Origin of the sequence: Mesorhizobium sp. M1078 (assembly GCF_040318615.1) — a bacterium.
Lineage (GTDB): Bacteria > Pseudomonadota > Alphaproteobacteria > Rhizobiales > Rhizobiaceae > Mesorhizobium.
Genome location: NZ_JAMYMP010000002.1, coordinates 238,435 through 253,776, shown reverse-complemented (window position 1 = coordinate 253,776; position 15,342 = coordinate 238,435). Strand labels below are relative to the sequence as shown.

11 protein-coding genes are annotated in these 15,342 nt (G+C 61.3%); 3 read left to right on the top strand and 8 right to left on the bottom strand.

Annotated features, from left to right (window positions below):
• Nucleotides 1-112: 112 nt before the first annotated feature.
• The 3 genes from tssM to tagH all read right to left on the bottom strand — a co-directional run bounded on the left by tssM (nt 113) and on the right by tagH (nt 6,430).
• Complete coding sequence (gene tssM, locus NKH38_RS05320) at nt 113-3,634, bottom strand: type VI secretion system membrane subunit TssM (RefSeq protein ID WP_352762557.1); 3,522 nt, start codon at nt 3,632-3,634, stop codon at nt 113-115.
• Complete coding sequence (gene tssL / locus NKH38_RS05315) at nt 3,631-5,157, bottom strand: type VI secretion system protein TssL, long form (RefSeq protein WP_023729236.1); 1,527 nt, start codon at nt 5,155-5,157, stop codon at nt 3,631-3,633. The genes tssM and tssL overlap by 4 nt, the downstream gene beginning before the upstream one ends.
• A 250-nt stretch (nt 5,158-5,407) precedes the next feature.
• Nucleotides 5,408-6,430, bottom strand: a complete 1,023-nt coding sequence (gene tagH, locus NKH38_RS05310) for a type VI secretion system-associated FHA domain protein TagH (RefSeq protein ID WP_023729237.1) — start codon at nt 6,428-6,430, stop codon at nt 5,408-5,410.
• A 271-nt stretch (nt 6,431-6,701) separates the two neighbouring features.
• On the opposite strand from tagH, the gene NKH38_RS05305 reads away from it, so the two are divergent.
• The 3 genes from NKH38_RS05305 to NKH38_RS05295 are packed head-to-tail and all read left to right on the top strand — an operon-like array spanning nt 6,702 to nt 10,552.
• Nucleotides 6,702-9,035, top strand: coding sequence for a type VI secretion system Vgr family protein (locus NKH38_RS05305; RefSeq protein WP_023729238.1), 2,334 nt, complete (start codon nt 6,702-6,704; stop codon nt 9,033-9,035).
• Nucleotides 9,036-9,044: 9 nt separating this feature from the next.
• Nucleotides 9,045-9,473, top strand: coding sequence for a DUF6484 domain-containing protein (locus NKH38_RS05300; RefSeq protein ID WP_023729239.1), 429 nt, complete (start codon nt 9,045-9,047; stop codon nt 9,471-9,473).
• On the top strand, nt 9,473-10,552 hold the full coding sequence (locus NKH38_RS05295) for a HEAT repeat domain-containing protein (protein ID WP_352762553.1): 1,080 nt from the start codon (nt 9,473-9,475) through the stop codon (nt 10,550-10,552). Before NKH38_RS05300 ends, NKH38_RS05295 begins: the two co-directional genes overlap by 1 nt.
• Nucleotides 10,553-10,573: 21 nt before the next feature.
• Here NKH38_RS05295 and NKH38_RS05290 read toward each other — a convergent pair whose 3' ends face one another.
• From NKH38_RS05290 to NKH38_RS05270, 5 genes are all read right to left on the bottom strand, one after another.
• Nucleotides 10,574-11,218 (bottom strand): hypothetical protein, encoded by a 645-nt coding sequence (locus tag NKH38_RS05290; protein ID WP_352762551.1) that lies wholly within the window; start codon nt 11,216-11,218, stop codon nt 10,574-10,576.
• A gap of 108 nt (nt 11,219-11,326) precedes the next feature.
• Nucleotides 11,327-12,247 carry a type VI immunity family protein gene (locus NKH38_RS05285; RefSeq protein WP_023729241.1) on the bottom strand — a complete coding sequence of 307 codons (921 nt, stop codon included), beginning with the start codon at nt 12,245-12,247 and terminating at the stop codon, nt 11,327-11,329.
• Nucleotides 12,247-13,227 (bottom strand): DUF4150 domain-containing protein, encoded by a 981-nt coding sequence (locus NKH38_RS05280; RefSeq protein ID WP_023729242.1) that lies wholly within the window; start codon nt 13,225-13,227, stop codon nt 12,247-12,249. Before NKH38_RS05280 ends, NKH38_RS05285 begins: the two co-directional genes overlap by 1 nt.
• Nucleotides 13,227-14,285, bottom strand: coding sequence for a beta-ketoacyl synthase N-terminal-like domain-containing protein (locus NKH38_RS05275; protein ID WP_023729243.1), 1,059 nt, complete (start codon nt 14,283-14,285; stop codon nt 13,227-13,229). The genes NKH38_RS05280 and NKH38_RS05275 overlap by 1 nt, the downstream gene beginning before the upstream one ends.
• Nucleotides 14,282-15,340: a DUF2169 family type VI secretion system accessory protein gene (locus NKH38_RS05270; protein WP_352762547.1), complete on the bottom strand. Its 1,059-nt coding sequence runs from the start codon at nt 15,338-15,340 to the stop codon at nt 14,282-14,284. Before NKH38_RS05270 ends, NKH38_RS05275 begins: the two co-directional genes overlap by 4 nt.
• Between the last annotated feature and the right edge of the window lie 2 nt (nt 15,341-15,342).

Genomic DNA, 15,342 nt, shown 5'->3' with positions numbered 1-15,342 from the left:
GCCACAGCCCCATTCATTAGAGTATCGAAATCTAAGCCGCTGATGACGGACCGTGTGGTGCCGCCGCTGTCTCTGCGTCCTGCAATCGCTGGTCCTGCCATGCAATTCCCCATCAGAAAGCCTTCGGACAGCTGAACGCGGAAAGCGCCGGCAGCGTGAATGGGTTGCCGTCCTCCCCGGTCTTGATCGTGTAGGCGACATCCCGTCCGCCGATGACGAAATGCGCTTCGAGACTATCGCCATTGGCGGTGACCTGCCCCTTGTCCAGCAATCGTTTCAAAGCCCAGGGACCGTCGAACTTGATTGCGGACTCGCGGCCGGGCAGCTCCGGCGTCAGGCTGAGACTGGCCGAACCGGTCTTGCCCGGCCACGGAATCAGTCCCGGCGTGTTGCCGGCCTGGGTGGCCTGCAGCACCTGGCCGTCGATATTGAGCAGCGCCATGTCGGCATCGCCATGCAGCGACAGCGGCGTGAAGGTGATGTTGATCGACGGCACCGGCCCGCCGAGCGGAAAGAAAGCCGCGCGGATTTGTGCCGCGAGCTGAAAGTTCTTCAGCGTCGATTTCGCCAGATTGCGGCCGAACCTGGTGTCCTGCTTCCAGTCCCAGTCCTGGCCGCTCATGTCGACCAGCGACGCCAGGTTCTGCGCGAAGAACCGGTCGAGAACCCCGCCTGGAGAAAACAATCTGGCAAAATCCGCCATGGCGACATCGTCGGTACCGGCGGGGGCGAATGGAAAGCGCCCGGCAATCATCTCTTCGCACGGACGGCCGACGGTCTCCTCCAGCATCTCGTTGAGATGCGTGGTCGATGTTTCGGCGACGGTGCCCTCGAAATCGTCCGCCGCCGCGCTCACCATCCTGGCCAGCGCCTTCGGCAGCCGCGAGGCGTTGGCGCGTAGAGTCGATATCTGCAGCTGCAGATTGGCGTTGGCCTGGTCCGTCTGGGCGGGGACATCGGCGGCCAGCCGCACGCTCTGATAGATTTCGCGGAAATTCTGGGTCAGGGCGTCGAGCGGCCGCTGCCCCGGCGCCCCGGCCACCAAAGCCTGGAAAGACCGGAACTGGGCTTCGATGTTGGCGCCGGGATCCTGGTTCTGGGTGCTGACAAAGGCGGTCCCGGCCCTGCTCTGCGATTTGCGCGCCGCAATCTCGATGCCGATGCGGGCGAGGCCCTTGGCGCGCGCGGCGGTTTCCTGGTCGCTGTCTTGAGACGGCGCAGCCGGATTGCGCTCTTGCGTCAAAGCTGTTTCGCGCGCGATCGCCTCGAACAGCTGCATCAGCGGCGAACTCGGTGATCCCGCTGCGGACAGCGCCAGATATTGCGGTTTGTCGGCGGCCATTGCCTTGAACTTCAACCTGTCGAGCACCTCGTTCCACGCCGCCGCAAAGCCCTTGCCATAGCGATCGAGCAGCTCCGGGCCGAGCTTGAGCAATTCCTGGTCGAAACCGGCTTGCTCGCCGCTCGAGCCGATCACCCATTGATCGTCGACCAGCGCCTGCGCGCTCCTGGCAAGTTGCGCCAGATAGAAGTCGAAGCCGGCATGGGTGTAGAGACCGGGGACGCGAAGGCCGGCGACATCGTTTCCGTCATTGCGCTCGAACAGCATCGGCGCTTCCGGGCCGGCTTGCGAGGCCACCGAAAAATCGTCCAGCGCCGCCGCATAGGTGGCCGACTGGATGAGAGCGGTGGCGCGATCGGCAAGGCTCATGCGGCCGAGCGAGCGCTGGGCGGATTCGACCAGCGCGCGGTTGAGTTCGAACGAGGGATCCTGGTCGTTGTCGAGCGCCAGCATGGCGCGCAAATGCTTCTCCAATTGCGCCCGGCCGTCGCGATTGTGGGCGCCGGGATAGCGGTTCTGTTCCCAGTCCCGTTTCAGCCAGGTGACGACCAGCTCGTCATCCACTTTCGGCGCCTTGCCGCCCAGCATCAGGTAAATCTTCAGCGGCTCGTACAGCGCCATCGGATCGGCCATCCTGGCCTCGATCGTGCGTTCGAGCTGGAACAGCAGGCGCGAGCGGAACATGCGCTCCAGCCCTTGCCGGTAGGCAGTCTCGGAAGCCGAAAGGATACGCTCGCGCTGGCTGAGGCCGAACGTCGCCGTGGCCGGCGTCGGCTGATCCTTGGTGTCATAGCCGGCCGGCAGGCCGCGCAGCGCATCTAGCGCACCGATGACGGTTTCGAGGTCGGCATCCGACACCGTCGTGCTGGCCAGCAGCGGCGCGGCTGTCGCGCGGTATTGGCCTGCCGCCTGTCCGGTCGCGGCGACCAGCGATTTGTTGGTCGTAAAGCTCAGGCCGAGAACGCCAAGCGCGGCGATCGCTATGGCCGCGATCGCTGTCAGGCCGGCGTAGCGGGCGATCGCAACGCGCCTGTCGGCCGCCCTGTCATAGGACACCCAGCCGGACTCGGCGAAAATGACGCGGCTCAACAGATCGTGCAGGAAGAAGCTTTTGCCGGTGCCGGAAAGATGCGCCTGGGCACTCCTGCCGAAAGTGCGGCCTATGCTGCCCAGCAACTGGTCGATCGGCGTGCCTTCCTGCGTGCCGGAAGAAAAATACAGGCCGCGCAGGGGGGCGTTCAGCTGCTTGCGCGTCGGCTCGAAAACGCCCTCGAGGAAATGCACGATCCGGCCTTTCAGCGCGCCGAGCTGCGCGGCGAAGCCGAAAATGGCGATGCGCGCGACCGGATCGGTCTCCGCCTGCAGCCGCTCGCTCATCTCTTCGGTCAGGCGCTTCACCAGCGCGTCGAATTCGGCTGGCGCTTCCGCGACCATGTTCAGGCCGCGCTCGGCGGTCTGGAAGGTCGCGCCCCACACCTTGCGCCGGCGTGCTTCGTCGAAACCGCCGAAATATTCCATGAATCCGGAGACCAGGTCGGCCTTGGTGAACAGCACATAGACGGGAAAGCGGACCTTCAGGACCTCGTGGATTTCCTGCAGGCGGCTGCGGATCTCGGCGACGCGGGCCGCCTGCTCGCTGTCCGCCATCAGATCGGAAAGGCTGATCGCCAGGATGACGCCATTGATCGGCTGGCGCGTCCGGTGCCGCTTGAGCAGCGACAGGAACGCCAGCCAGCTTTTGCTGTCGGTCCGTGCATGGGAATCCTGCGTCGTGTAGCGCCCGGCCGTGTCGATCAGCACCGCCTCGTCGGTGAACCACCAGTCGCAATTGCGCGTACCGCCGACACCCGCCACCGGCTGCGCCTGGCCCGACCCGGCAAGCGGAAAGTTCAGGCCGGAATTGACCAGCGCGGTGGTCTTGCCGGCGCCCGGCGGGCCAATGACGATGTACCAGGGGACGTCGTAGAGGAAGTTGCGCTTGCCGCTCGACTGCCTGAGCGTCGCGACTGCTTCGTTCATGCGAGCTTCCAGCATCTTTGCATCGCTGCCGTCATCCTCGGCGCTGGCCATGGCGGCCTCCAGCGCCTTCTGCGCCTTGCGCCTGCGCCAGAGCCGGATTGCGTAGATGATCGCCACCGTTCCGACGACGATGCCGATGATCATTGCCCGCAGCCAGATGGGATCCAACGGCCGGGCGCCGGCAAAGCGGATTAACGGGCCGGCGTACCAGACCGCGGCGGCAAAGCCGGCGAGCGCGAGCGCGCTGAAGATGCGCAGCAGCCAGCCGGTCACAGCGTCTCCTCCCGCGGGATCATTACATCGACACGGCGGTTTTTGGCGCGGCCCTCCGGCGTTGCATTGTCGTCGATGGGCTCGTCCTCGCCCTTGCCCTCGACCTTTGTCCGCGACGGATCGCTGAAATGCGCTGCGATCATCTTTTCCACCGACTGGGCACGTGCGACGGAGAGGTCGAAATTCGATTTGAAGGCGCTGGTCTTCTTCGGTTTGACGTTGTCGGTGTGGCCGACGATCCGGATCGGCCCGCGCTCCGCGTCGAGAGCCGCCGCGATGCTGGCGGCCACCGGCTCGAACTCCGGCTTGACCTCGGCTCGTCCCGACTGGAACAGCAGGGCGTTGCTGATTTCCACGATGATGAAATCACCCTTGGTGCCGACGCTGACGCCGCCGCCTTCGATCTCCTTGGCCAAGGCAGTGCGGATGCGATCGACCTGCGCAATCGTCGTTGGCGCTGCGACGACTTTCACCTCCTCGGTCAGCGGCACGAAACCGGTGCGCTCGATGGTGACCGGCGTCGCCGGATTGAGCGCCAGCAACTCGCCGGCAACAGCCTCGCCATCATTGGTGATGAGCACGCGCAGCGTGAAAAAGGCTGCGGTCAAAACTGCCGCGGTTGCAGCGGCTATGGCCCAGAGCGGAACCCGCCTGGAGCCTTGCGCCGATGTGACCGACAAGCCTTGCCAGCGCGGCGAGATGTCGTCGTCACCGAGGACGCGGAAATAGGCTGATGTCTCGTAGACGTCGCGGCGGACCCGTTCGAGGCTCTCGCGCGGCTGGCCGCGATACTGGCCTTCGAAGCCAAGCGACAGGCAGACATGCATCAGCTCGATGAGATTGCGATGAGGTTCCGGCGTCGCCAGCACCGTGTTCAGCGCCTGGAAAAAACCGGCGCCGGTGGGTTTGACCTGGAAGAAGCGCTGCAGCATGGCGTGCTGCGCCCACGCATCCCGGCTGGAACCGGGCAGATTGGCGACGATATCGTCGGCGGTTTCGCAAAGCACATAGCTGGCGATGCGCGCATCCTCTTCCGAGGTATCGGTCCTGGCGATCTTGCGGTCGAAATCCTCGATCAGGCCGGCGACATGCTGCGCCAGCGGCTCGGCCGGTCTTTCGACAGCCATCAGCCGCAGATGCCCAAGCAGTATCAGCAAGGGCGCCGCGGCAGCGACGATCGGGTTGGCCGCGCCATAATCGACGGCATCGCTGGCGCCGAGCAGCGCATCCCATGGCGTTTTCCCCGCCGTCCCGGCTGAGCCGTGAACGGGCGGATCGGCCGGCGCGTTGGCGAAGGGCGTTCCCTGATAGATCACCGTCCCCGTGACGTCGGACGGCGGCTGGCGGCCGGCGTTGGGATCGAAAACCGTGGGTTCCGGGACGCTGGCAGGGGCGATCACCGTACTGCCGGGGGCCGGCGCATCGCGGGCGAGAACCGTCTTTTGCTTGCGGCCGGGATTGGGGCGGCTGGGGCGGATGACGGTTTTGCCGGTCGGATCGAAAGGATCATCCTTCGAGCTCATCGCCGATCTCTGCCTCTACGCCCGCGCGCCGCGACGCACAGCGCCATGTCCGCGCAAACGCGGACCGCAGGACGCTATCTCGCCGTGACATGACATGTGCCGCAGACCCCCGAGGTCGACCAACCGTACCCGCGTGCTCAATCGTCGTATGTGATCGTAGTCTCAGAAGGTTGCGATGGAAACCCGGCGCAATTTTGGTGGCCGGCCCGTGCTCGGGTCGCCTTCACGGTGTCTTCAGCGGTGCGCGGGCTTAGCCCTTGCCGGTCTTCTGTTTGGCGGCCTTGGCATAGGCTTCACTGAAATAGGTGAGGAATATGTCCAGCATGCCATTCTCGTGCGCTTCCTCCTTGGCCCGCCAGGTCGCGACCAGCGCGTCCCAGGCGCGCGTTTTCTTCGAGGCAAAGGAGGATGGCGGCAGTTTTTTCGCAATCGCCTCGGGCGACAGATCGTCAAGCAACCGCGACAGCGCTGCCTGCATGGCGGCGAAGGTGGCGAATTCATGCGTCTTGAGGTCGTGGAAAGCGTCTTCGATACTGTGCCTGGCATCAAGATAGCCGGCTCTGCGCCGCGCGAACATGATGTCGAGGATTTCGTCGGTCCCGGGCACGAACTTCAGCGGATTGTTGTCGGCGGAATTGATCATGGTCCGGTCGCTGGTCTTGGCCAGGACTTTCGCGGCGGCGCGCGCCTTCAACAGCAGCACGAGTTCGTCGACGACGATGCGCAGCACCGCGCCGATCTCGCCGGCCACCTCCTGCGGCTGGCGCAGCAAAAGCACCTCTGGCGGAATGCCGGCGCCGGCGGCAATCGCGCGCAGGATCTCGTCGGCTTGCTGTGGCCGGCTGGAGACCGAAGCGGGCGGCGCGGTCAGTGGCCGTGGCGAAGCGGCATGGTCTGGAAAGGATCCGGCAACGGGCATCTGCCGTTGCGTCGAGCCATGGCCACCGAAGGCTGGGTTCCCGTCATCGATCGATACCGAGACGATATAGCGGCCGATCCGGAGCCGGTCCCCTTGCGCCAACCGATGCGGGCCGGTCAGGCGCTGGCTCGACCTGTTGACGAATGTGCCGTTGCGCGAGACGTCGTGGAGAAAAAAGGCGCCGCCTTCGTAGCGGATCTCGCAATGTCGGCCGGAGATGAACTTGTCCGGATCGGGCAAGGTCCAGGCGCAGTTCTCCCGCCCGATCTCGAAGCCGCGGTCGCGCGATGCGTAGCCGGGCGGCAGCCCGGCAGGCAGGACATCGACATTGCTGATCTGCAGACTGATGAACATGCGCTATGGACCGTCGACCGCTGCGCTTCCATTGATCCGATGTGCCACAGTCTAGCAGCTTGCGGGCACAGCGGGAGAGCGGCGTTTCACACTGGCGAAAGCGGCGCAAACAGCAACGGCCTGCCGCCTTGTCCTCTTTGGTCTGCCATAGAACATGTGGTAGGCTCAACATGGCTTGGGTGGCAAGTTGCGAAATATCCCTGAACGTGAGGTCGTTAACACAAGAAGGGCTTCGAACCTGCCACACTAGCGCTCAGGAGGGGCACGACCCATGCCGAGTGAACAACGCGCCGCGCTTGTGCAGACGCCGGTCGGCGCCGAACTGTTGACTTTCACGCATCTCGTCGGCCGCGACGAGATCAGCCGCTGCCTTGCCTACACCGTTGGATTTGTTTCGACCAATGCCGATATCGACCCGCTGAAGATGCTGGGCGGCGCCGTTTCGATCGAAGGCGAGGCCGACCCCAAGCGCTGGTTCAGCGGCCTCATCGCCGAGTTTCGCCTTACCCGCATCGAAGATCGGCTGGCTCACTACGAGGCGGTCGTCAGGCCGTGGCTGTGGTTCCTCGGCAATACCACCGACTGCCGCATTTTCCAGGACAAGACTGCCGTCGAGATCGTGGAGGAGATCTTCTCCAAATATGGCGGCATCGCCAAGTTCGAGAAGCGCTTGCAAGGCTCCTATCCGCCGCGCGAATATTGCGTGCAGTACGACGAGAGCGACCTCGATTTCGTGCAGCGGCTGCTCGAGCATGAAGGCATAATGTACTTCTTCGAGCATGCCGAGGGCGAGCACACGCTGATCCTGGCCGACGCCATGAGCAAGCTCAAGCCGGCGCCGGGCTATGAGACGGTGCTATATCAGTTCGAAGGGCAGGGCTCGCGCCGCGACGTCGAATACATCACCGACTGGATTCCAGGCAGCGCGGTGCGCCCCGGCGCCTATGCCCACACCGATTATGACTTCGAAAAACCCGCCGCCGATTTGATGGCGAAGTCGGAGCAGCCCTTCGGCCACAAGCAGGCCGCGGGCGAGAACTATCGCCACCCCGGCGCGCATCTGGAAGTCGGGCGCGGCGACAGCCTGGCGGCGATCAGGCGCGAAGAAATCCAGGCGCCACACCTGCGCATTGCCGCCGTCGGCACGGTGCGCGGCCTGTTTTCCGGCTGCACCTTCAAGCTCGACGGCTTTCCGCGCGACGACCAGAACAAGGACTATCTGGTGCTCAGCGCCGAGTACCGGCTGTTCGATCCGGGCTATCGCGCCGGCGTCGACACCGATGGCGAGAATTTCAAGGTGGTGCTCGGTGTGGCGCCGACCTCAGTTGCTTATCGGCCGCCGCGCATCACGCCAAGGCCGATCATGCGCGGGCCGCAGACGGCGACCGTGGTCGGTCCGTCCGGCGAGGAGATCTTCACCGACAAATATGCCAGGGTGAAGGTGCAGTTCCACTGGGACCGCCTCGGCAAGAAGGACCAGAAGAGCTCCTGCTTCGTGCGGGTGTCGCAGACCTGGGCCGGCAGCGGCTGGGGCTTCATCCAGATCCCGCGCATCGGCCAGGAAGTTATCGTCGATTTCATCGAAGGCAATCCGGACCTGCCGATCATCACCGGCCGGGTCTACAACGCCTCGCAGATGCCGCCCTACGGACTGCCTGGCAACGCCACGCAGTCCGGCTGGAAGTCCAACTCGTCGAAGGGCGGTGGCGGCTACAACGAACTGATGTTCGAGGACAAGGCCGGCTCCGAGCTGGTCAACTTCCAGGCGCAGAAGGACCACCACCTTCTGATCAAGAATGATCGCCAGAAGCTGGTCCAGCACGACCAGTCCGACCGCATCGACCACGACGCCAAGCACTCCGTCGGCCACAACCTCGACGAGGACGTCGGCAACAACAAGACGGTCAAGGTCGGTGTCGACCAGACCACCGATATCGGGTCGAACGACACCGAGACGGTGGGCAAGAACCGCTCACTGACGGTGGGGGTCGATGAAACGATCAACATCGGCTCGAACTCGACCGAGACGATCGGCGCCAATCACACACAGACGGTTGCGATCGTCCAGACGGTGACGGTCGGCGCGGCGCGGGTCGACAGCGTCGGTGCGGCGGAGACCAGGACCGTCGGTGCCGTCCAGACTAACACCATCGGCGCTTCGCGCTCGGTGACGGTTGGTGCAGGGCAGAGCCACAGCATCGGCGCAAAGGACAGCTGGCAGATCGCTTCCGACCAGAGCGTGTCGATAGGCGGCGGCCACACCGAGAGCATCGCGAAGGATCAAGGCTCGACGGTCGGCGGTGGACGCACCGCTTCGGTGGGCAAGGACGATTCGACATCCGTGGCGGGCGCGCATTCGCTTTCCGTTGGCAAAGACAGTGCCATTTCGGTCACTGGCAATGGCACCATCAAAATCGGCAAGAAGCTGGTCATCGACGCGGGCGACGAGATACTGATCCAGACTGGGTCAGCAAAAATTATGATGAAAAAAGATGGCACGATCGCGATCGAAGGCAAGGATATCTCGGTCAAGGCGTCGGGCAAGATCAGCATCAAGGCTTCCAGCGACATCACCATGAAGGGCTCGAAGATAAGCGAGAATTGAGGTCCAACGATGAGTGACGTTCGTGAACGCATTGACGGTGTGGTGATAGGAATCTTTCTCGGTTTCGATGATGATGCATCACCGCTGGTGGTGTTCCCCGGTAACCCGGAAGAGACAGCCTTACCCGCGCGAAGCCTGTCCGAGCTGACAGCCGACATGATCGGCTCCGAAGTGGCCTTGCTGTTTCAGGAAGGTGACGCGATGAAGCCGCTGATCGTCGGCCGCATCGTCGAGCCGGCGCGCAAGACCGGTGCGCCGCAAATCGTGCGCGACGGCGAGCGCGTTCGCGTCATCGGCGAGGAGCGTATCGAACTGCGTTGTGGCAAGGCGACGATCATCATGGAAAAGGACGGCCGCATCACCATTCGCGGCACTTACGTCACCAGCCAGGCGAGCGCCGCCAATCGTATCCGCGGCGGTTCGATCGACCTGAACTGATGATGGCCGCGACCCGCAGTCAAAATTTGAAAGGCGCGCCGGAACGGCCAATCGTTCCTGACATCGTCAGGCAGCACGCCGAGCAGGCCGCCTTCTTCTGGGCGCAGCGCGACACGCTGATGATGGACGATCCGCCGGACCTTCATGTGGTCGCCGGCGTCGACCGGCGCATGGAAGCCAACCTCGATGGTTTGCGCATCGCCGGCCCGGCCGCCTGGCCGTTCGTCGTCGCGGCCTATGAAGACTTCCCCGAAAAGGGCGAACTGTTCCTCTACGCATGGATGGCGATCGAGCAGTGCGACGGCGGCCGTCTGGCAGAGGCTGTCGAGCTCGGCCGAAAAAGCCAGGACGATGCACGTGGGTTGGTCGGCGCGCTGGCTTGGCACAAGCCGCAAACCATCGCCGCGGAGGTGCGGGACTGGATCGGCGCGCAGGATGCGTTCAAGCGATTTCTCGGCGTGTCGGCCTGCCTCGGGCACGGCGTCGATCCCAAGCAGATGCTGACGCGGCTTGTGCGCGATCCGGATGCGCGTGTGCGCTCCGCCGGCCTGCGCCTCGCCGGCAAGCTGAAACGCAAAGACCTTGCCCCGGATCTACGGACGGCGCTGGAGGATGCTGAAGAGCAGCCGCGCTTCTGGGCCGCATGGGCGCTGGCCGAACTCGGCTCCGGCGACCTCGCCAGTCCCGCGCTGCGCAAGGTGGCGGTTAGCGGCGGCCCCGACGCAATGACGGCGTTGCGTGCGGCGGTCAAAGCGGCGCCCGACAAGGATGTACGGGCCTGGATGGGAGGATTGCTCAAATCGCCTGAAACCGCGCCGTTGGCCGTGCGCGGCGCCGGCATGCTGAGTGACCGCGCAGTCCTGCACTGGCTGATCCACCAGATGCGCGCACCGGCGCTGGCCGTGCCGGCGGGCGCCGCGTTTCTGGAGCTGTTTCCCGAGGCGCGCGCGGCGGATCTCTTCACCGCCGAACCGAGCCAAATTGGCCAGGCTTTCGAGGATCATTTCGGAGATGACAGTGCTAGAGTTCCGATATCGGACAAGGTGAAAGAGTGGGGTCAACTCTGCAATCTGCTGTAAAAATATTACACGCGACGGATTCTATCGGCTGATAGTAACTTCCTTGATTCGAAATATATTGTGATGAAGCCATTCAAAGATATTCAACAGGCTGTCCAGAGCTTCCATCTGTGTTCGGAATCGATCGACGTACCAAATTAGGCTATCGGGCTCTATATCGATATCTTCCCCCGGGAAAACTCCAGATGCTGACGGCTCGAAAGTGTCGCTGGAAAATGCACCGCGGTGTGTTGCCATGAACCAGATATCAACTACATCTACAAATTGTTTAAGTATATCATCACTAGCTAAGCCGTCTAGATCGACCTCTATATCGAACTCGTCGGATATTTCATCGATCCTTTGATTAAAAGATAATTTTGGAAATGTGCTCGGGAATTCAACAAATGACGCGTCCTTAACTACTTGTTCAGGAGGCCATAGAATGAAAGCCGATCTGAGAGAAGACACCTTGATGTGAAACCAGTGAAGCATGTTTACAAGTATAAAGTGCGATGAAGGGTCAACAATAAGATTTTGTAAGGAGCATTGTGCGGAACGTTGTGAAAGCGTAACTCTCCATGTCAGTCCTTGAAAAGCGCCAGGGTAAATTGAGTCTCCAGATAGGCCCCCGTGATCTGCCAAGTTGGCGAAAACAGAGAGAACATCGTTGTTAAGAGAGTTCATGGCGAATTCCGTTGGAATATCCGTGAATTCGACAATTACGTTCAACTCGCGAGGGGACGAGTTCGGGGAAAACGAAACGGGAAATGGCCGATCCATATCTTTAAGCGCTCAATTGTTTAATGAATCGAAGCGACTAAGCCACCGTTCGGCAAAGTCTGGAATGCTCGGTCCAACGTTGGCCACCTCGATTCTGGCTGGCTTTGTCACCGTGGCAAGCTGAACCATAGGCTCAATGTCTTTCATCCCTCGGTTTACGTCGCCAGCAACAGGCTTTTCCGACGACTGTATCAGAAGGCCGCCATTGATTTCCGTGACCTTGAGAGAAGCTGCGAGGGCGCGTCGCAAGCCGTCGCTTCCACCAAGTTTCCTCATGATATTCGGACCAAGCAAAGTTATCCAAGAAACATTGTAAACATGACCTCGCGCCCAAAGTCTTACCGCGTCTTCTGGCACATCGAATCCTACAAAGCGCATCGCCTTGGATGCGATAAAGGCGAAGGCTTGGTCAGTGAACGTCATAAAGAGGTGCTTAAACGCGTACCCACAATAGCCAGAATCCGGCATTCTGAATCGTATAAGTTGCTCAACGAAGCTGGCTAGCCTCGCCGCTTGTGGTTCCTCAGCGTAATAAAGTGGAAATTCCAGGTGAAGGACATTAGTCGAACGATCGAAAAAGGGGTCGTTGAGTGGCCCCGCCTTATAATGCGCTCCGAATTCTCCAACGTTTGAATTCGGTTCTTGACCGAAATGAAACTCAGCAAAGTTGCCCTTCTTGACCCTTCTAAGATTCTCAAGGGTAGAGCTGAAGACCTTAGATTTCGCGGATTTCCAAGCGCCGTCCGTGGCCAGGTAGGAATTCAAGTAGTTCGGTTTGATGAAGTCCATATAGGCTTCAAGTATCCGTGCAACGTCAGCGCTGATTTCAGAAGCTGGTTCTGCGTAAAAAAGGCATATCGAAAGCCCCGGGCGTACCGCCAGATAATCTCCGGAACGCATGGTAACTACATGATTCAACTGGTCGAGGTTCATCACTTGCACATCTCGCTTGTGAGCAAAAGTGGTGGGTTGGTGACCGGTGGTTTCTGTTTCGCTCCGAGTTCAACAGTCCTGGTGCGCTGATCGGCCTTTTTCATGACGCCTTTCTTATTAAATTTTGCCGGGGTCCAAGTCTGCGGGGTTGTTCCTTCAGATAGGCCCCTTGGAGCTCCGGTCGCCTTGGCATAGGCAACCGGCGTGCCTTTCGGACATTGAAATTTGTACTCGGTAAATCGATCAACTTTCCCATTAGCATCGAGAATTGCCCCATCTGGAAAGATCTTTCCAGACAGCCATCTGCGATGTTGCCAGAACGGCACATTAGGTGGGCACTGACGGGAAACGTTCGGAATATGGTCGCCTGTCTCCACACTGTAGCATTCCTCGGCCTGTAATTTCGGTGTTTTCCCTTGCGCATTATGCAAACGGCACCCGGCATCCACACAGGAATGCTTCTGCTCTCCGAGTTCAGGACAAGTAGCCTTCCTAGATCGACCGGCATCGACATCGTCAATGTGTTTGTGGCACTCGCAAACAATGTCAAGGAGTGCCTGTCCGCCAGGTGGAAGAGGGTCAAGATCGCCAGCTAAATTGACCGTATTCTTGTCATTGTGGAACTTCTTATCTGTATGCCGGCAGGCATTCTTGCCGTCCATCTTCACGTCGAACGAGTAGGTAATCCAGTCCGTCGCCTTCTTGAAGACGTTGGACTTCACGCCACCGACCGTGCCTGGCTCGTCGCCTGAACTCATCCCATACTGCGAGCCCTTGACGGCGATCATCTTGCCGCCCTTGGCGAAGACGGTTGTCGTTCCGTCCTTCAGTGTGCTTTGCGTCGCGATATTGGGATAGGGCAGGGGGATCGGTCCACCGGGGCTGGGTGTCTTGCAGACGTCCGGGATCGTCGCTATCGAGAGGCCGATAGTGCCTTTGTAGGTTAGCCCGAGGCCGTTGACCGTGATGTGGCTTGGCATCAGGCAACCTTTCTCGGTCCACCGAGCAAGACACCTGCCCGGGCGCCATTTTCGGAGCTTGCCCAGATCAGTGACAGCGGGCCAGGTTGATAACCGCGCGCTTCGGCTTCCGTGATCAGGCTGACGAACAGCGGCCCCGACGCTGCGCCGACGTCGCCCCAGCAATCGGCGGGCGTCTCGAAATCGGCGGCATCCTTGAAACGGCCGGGATTACGGATGACCGCGAACCCATATTCATTGCCGCGATAGCGCTCACCGTTCATGTCGCAGATGATGCGGTCGACCTTGTCGATCGGCGCATCCTGGAAAAGAAAACGGAAGGCTGCGCCGAGACCTTCGCCCAATACGACCGTCTCGGTCTTGATCCTGTTCTCTTCACTCGCGATCGAGGAGCCGACGACTTCCAGCAACGGGTGAAGCCTGTGGGCACGCGCCACGGCAAGCGTCGTGAGCAGAGTGAAGCCCGCCGCCTCGCCTGGGCAAAGGCCATAGATGTTGCCTTCGGAATGAAGCTGCTCGTTCTCGTCAAGCCATTCCAAAGTTTCCGGTTCGAGATAAGTATCGACGCCGCCGGCGAGGCAGAATTTGGTCCTGCCTTCACGCAACGACTTGCAAGCGTGGTAGATCGCTATCAGGCCCCCGGCATGGCCGCCCGCGGTAGAGCCACCGCCTTCCAGAACGACATGCTGAGCCAACCGCTTGCGCAGTCGCATATCGACTTGCGCGGCGAAGCCATCAGGCTGGCCAGGCCGGGGCTCACCGGTGGACAGGATCAACGTAACCTCGGCTGAGTGGCCCAATTCCAAAAACGGCCGTAGCGCGTCAAGGGCCGGGAATACTGCTAGCTCGACGGCCCGGTCAGGTCCACGCAGACCATCATCGAGGCCGATGTCACGAGTGACCTTCATCCGCTCGCCGAACCGGTCGATCATGTAGGGATGGTCCTGAATGGCAGAGATACCGGCGCGGACAGCCGCCGCGCTCGAGGCCGTGTCGAAACCCAGCGGCGTGCGGGCTCCTACACCGACCACGACGATCGTATCTCTTTTGGTCGTCATTCTCTTTCTTTCGCCTGCCAGACGCCTGTCGCCGCGATTGTTGGCGAAAATCCGGTACGCCTTCTGATGCGCAGATTCGTGGTGTTCAGGCGCTCCTCGTCGTAAGGCACCGGCAGGGTCGACATCCAGGTGATCGAGAACTGCCTGAGATCGGGCTTGATGCGCAGCGTGTGGATGATGGCTTCGCCGTTCTTGCGGTCCGGGCGATTGTAAAACTCGGTCGTCATATCGAACGTGATGCGCGGCAAGAGAAACTGCAGGAAGCCATCGGCGGTGAAATTGCCGAGCCGCACATCTTCGTAGCCGATGAGCGGAGCCCTGGTCTGCTGATCCTCCGGTGCGCATTGATAATACATGCGGCTGAAATCGCTGGGCAAAAGTGGATCGCGCGTCTTTTCCCACTCCGCGCCATAAGTGCCGGCGTGTTTCATGCGCGGCTGCCAGTGCCGCGCCACCGGACCGAAACCGGCCGGCTTGCCGCTTCTATGATCGCGATAAGGCGCGTCGGCATATTCGAAGTTAGGCCCCGTCTTGCTGATCAGCCGCTGCGGATCTACAGCAAATCCGATGCCGACCGGATTGCGCTGGTCCCAGTCCGGTTTCGGGGCCTCTATATCGGTGCCGCCATAGGTCCGGCGCCAGCTGATCGGCATTTTGGTGAAGGGTTCGGCCCGGCTCATCCGCACCGACACCGCGCCGGGCAGGAAGACGCGGTCGCCCACCACATGGACGGTCTTGTCGACGTCGCCGACTTTTATGCGCGCCGCACTTTCGACGCCCGGACGACCACCGGGCGTATACACATGTCCCTCGACCAGAATGTCGGTGTGCTTCTTCTCCAGATTGAGATCCGTCTCGTCGAGAAGCTCATTCGGATCCGCGCCATAGACGGGCGCCAAATTGACCGGCGTCTGCTCCTTCAACAGCCGCTGTTTGCCGTCGGCATCGATCTCGAACGACGCCTTGATCGCAATCAGCCAGACCTCGTGCCCGCGCTCGTCACGCGTCCAGCTTTCCTGGGCGGCGAATGGCGTATGGTTGGACAATATCCACATTC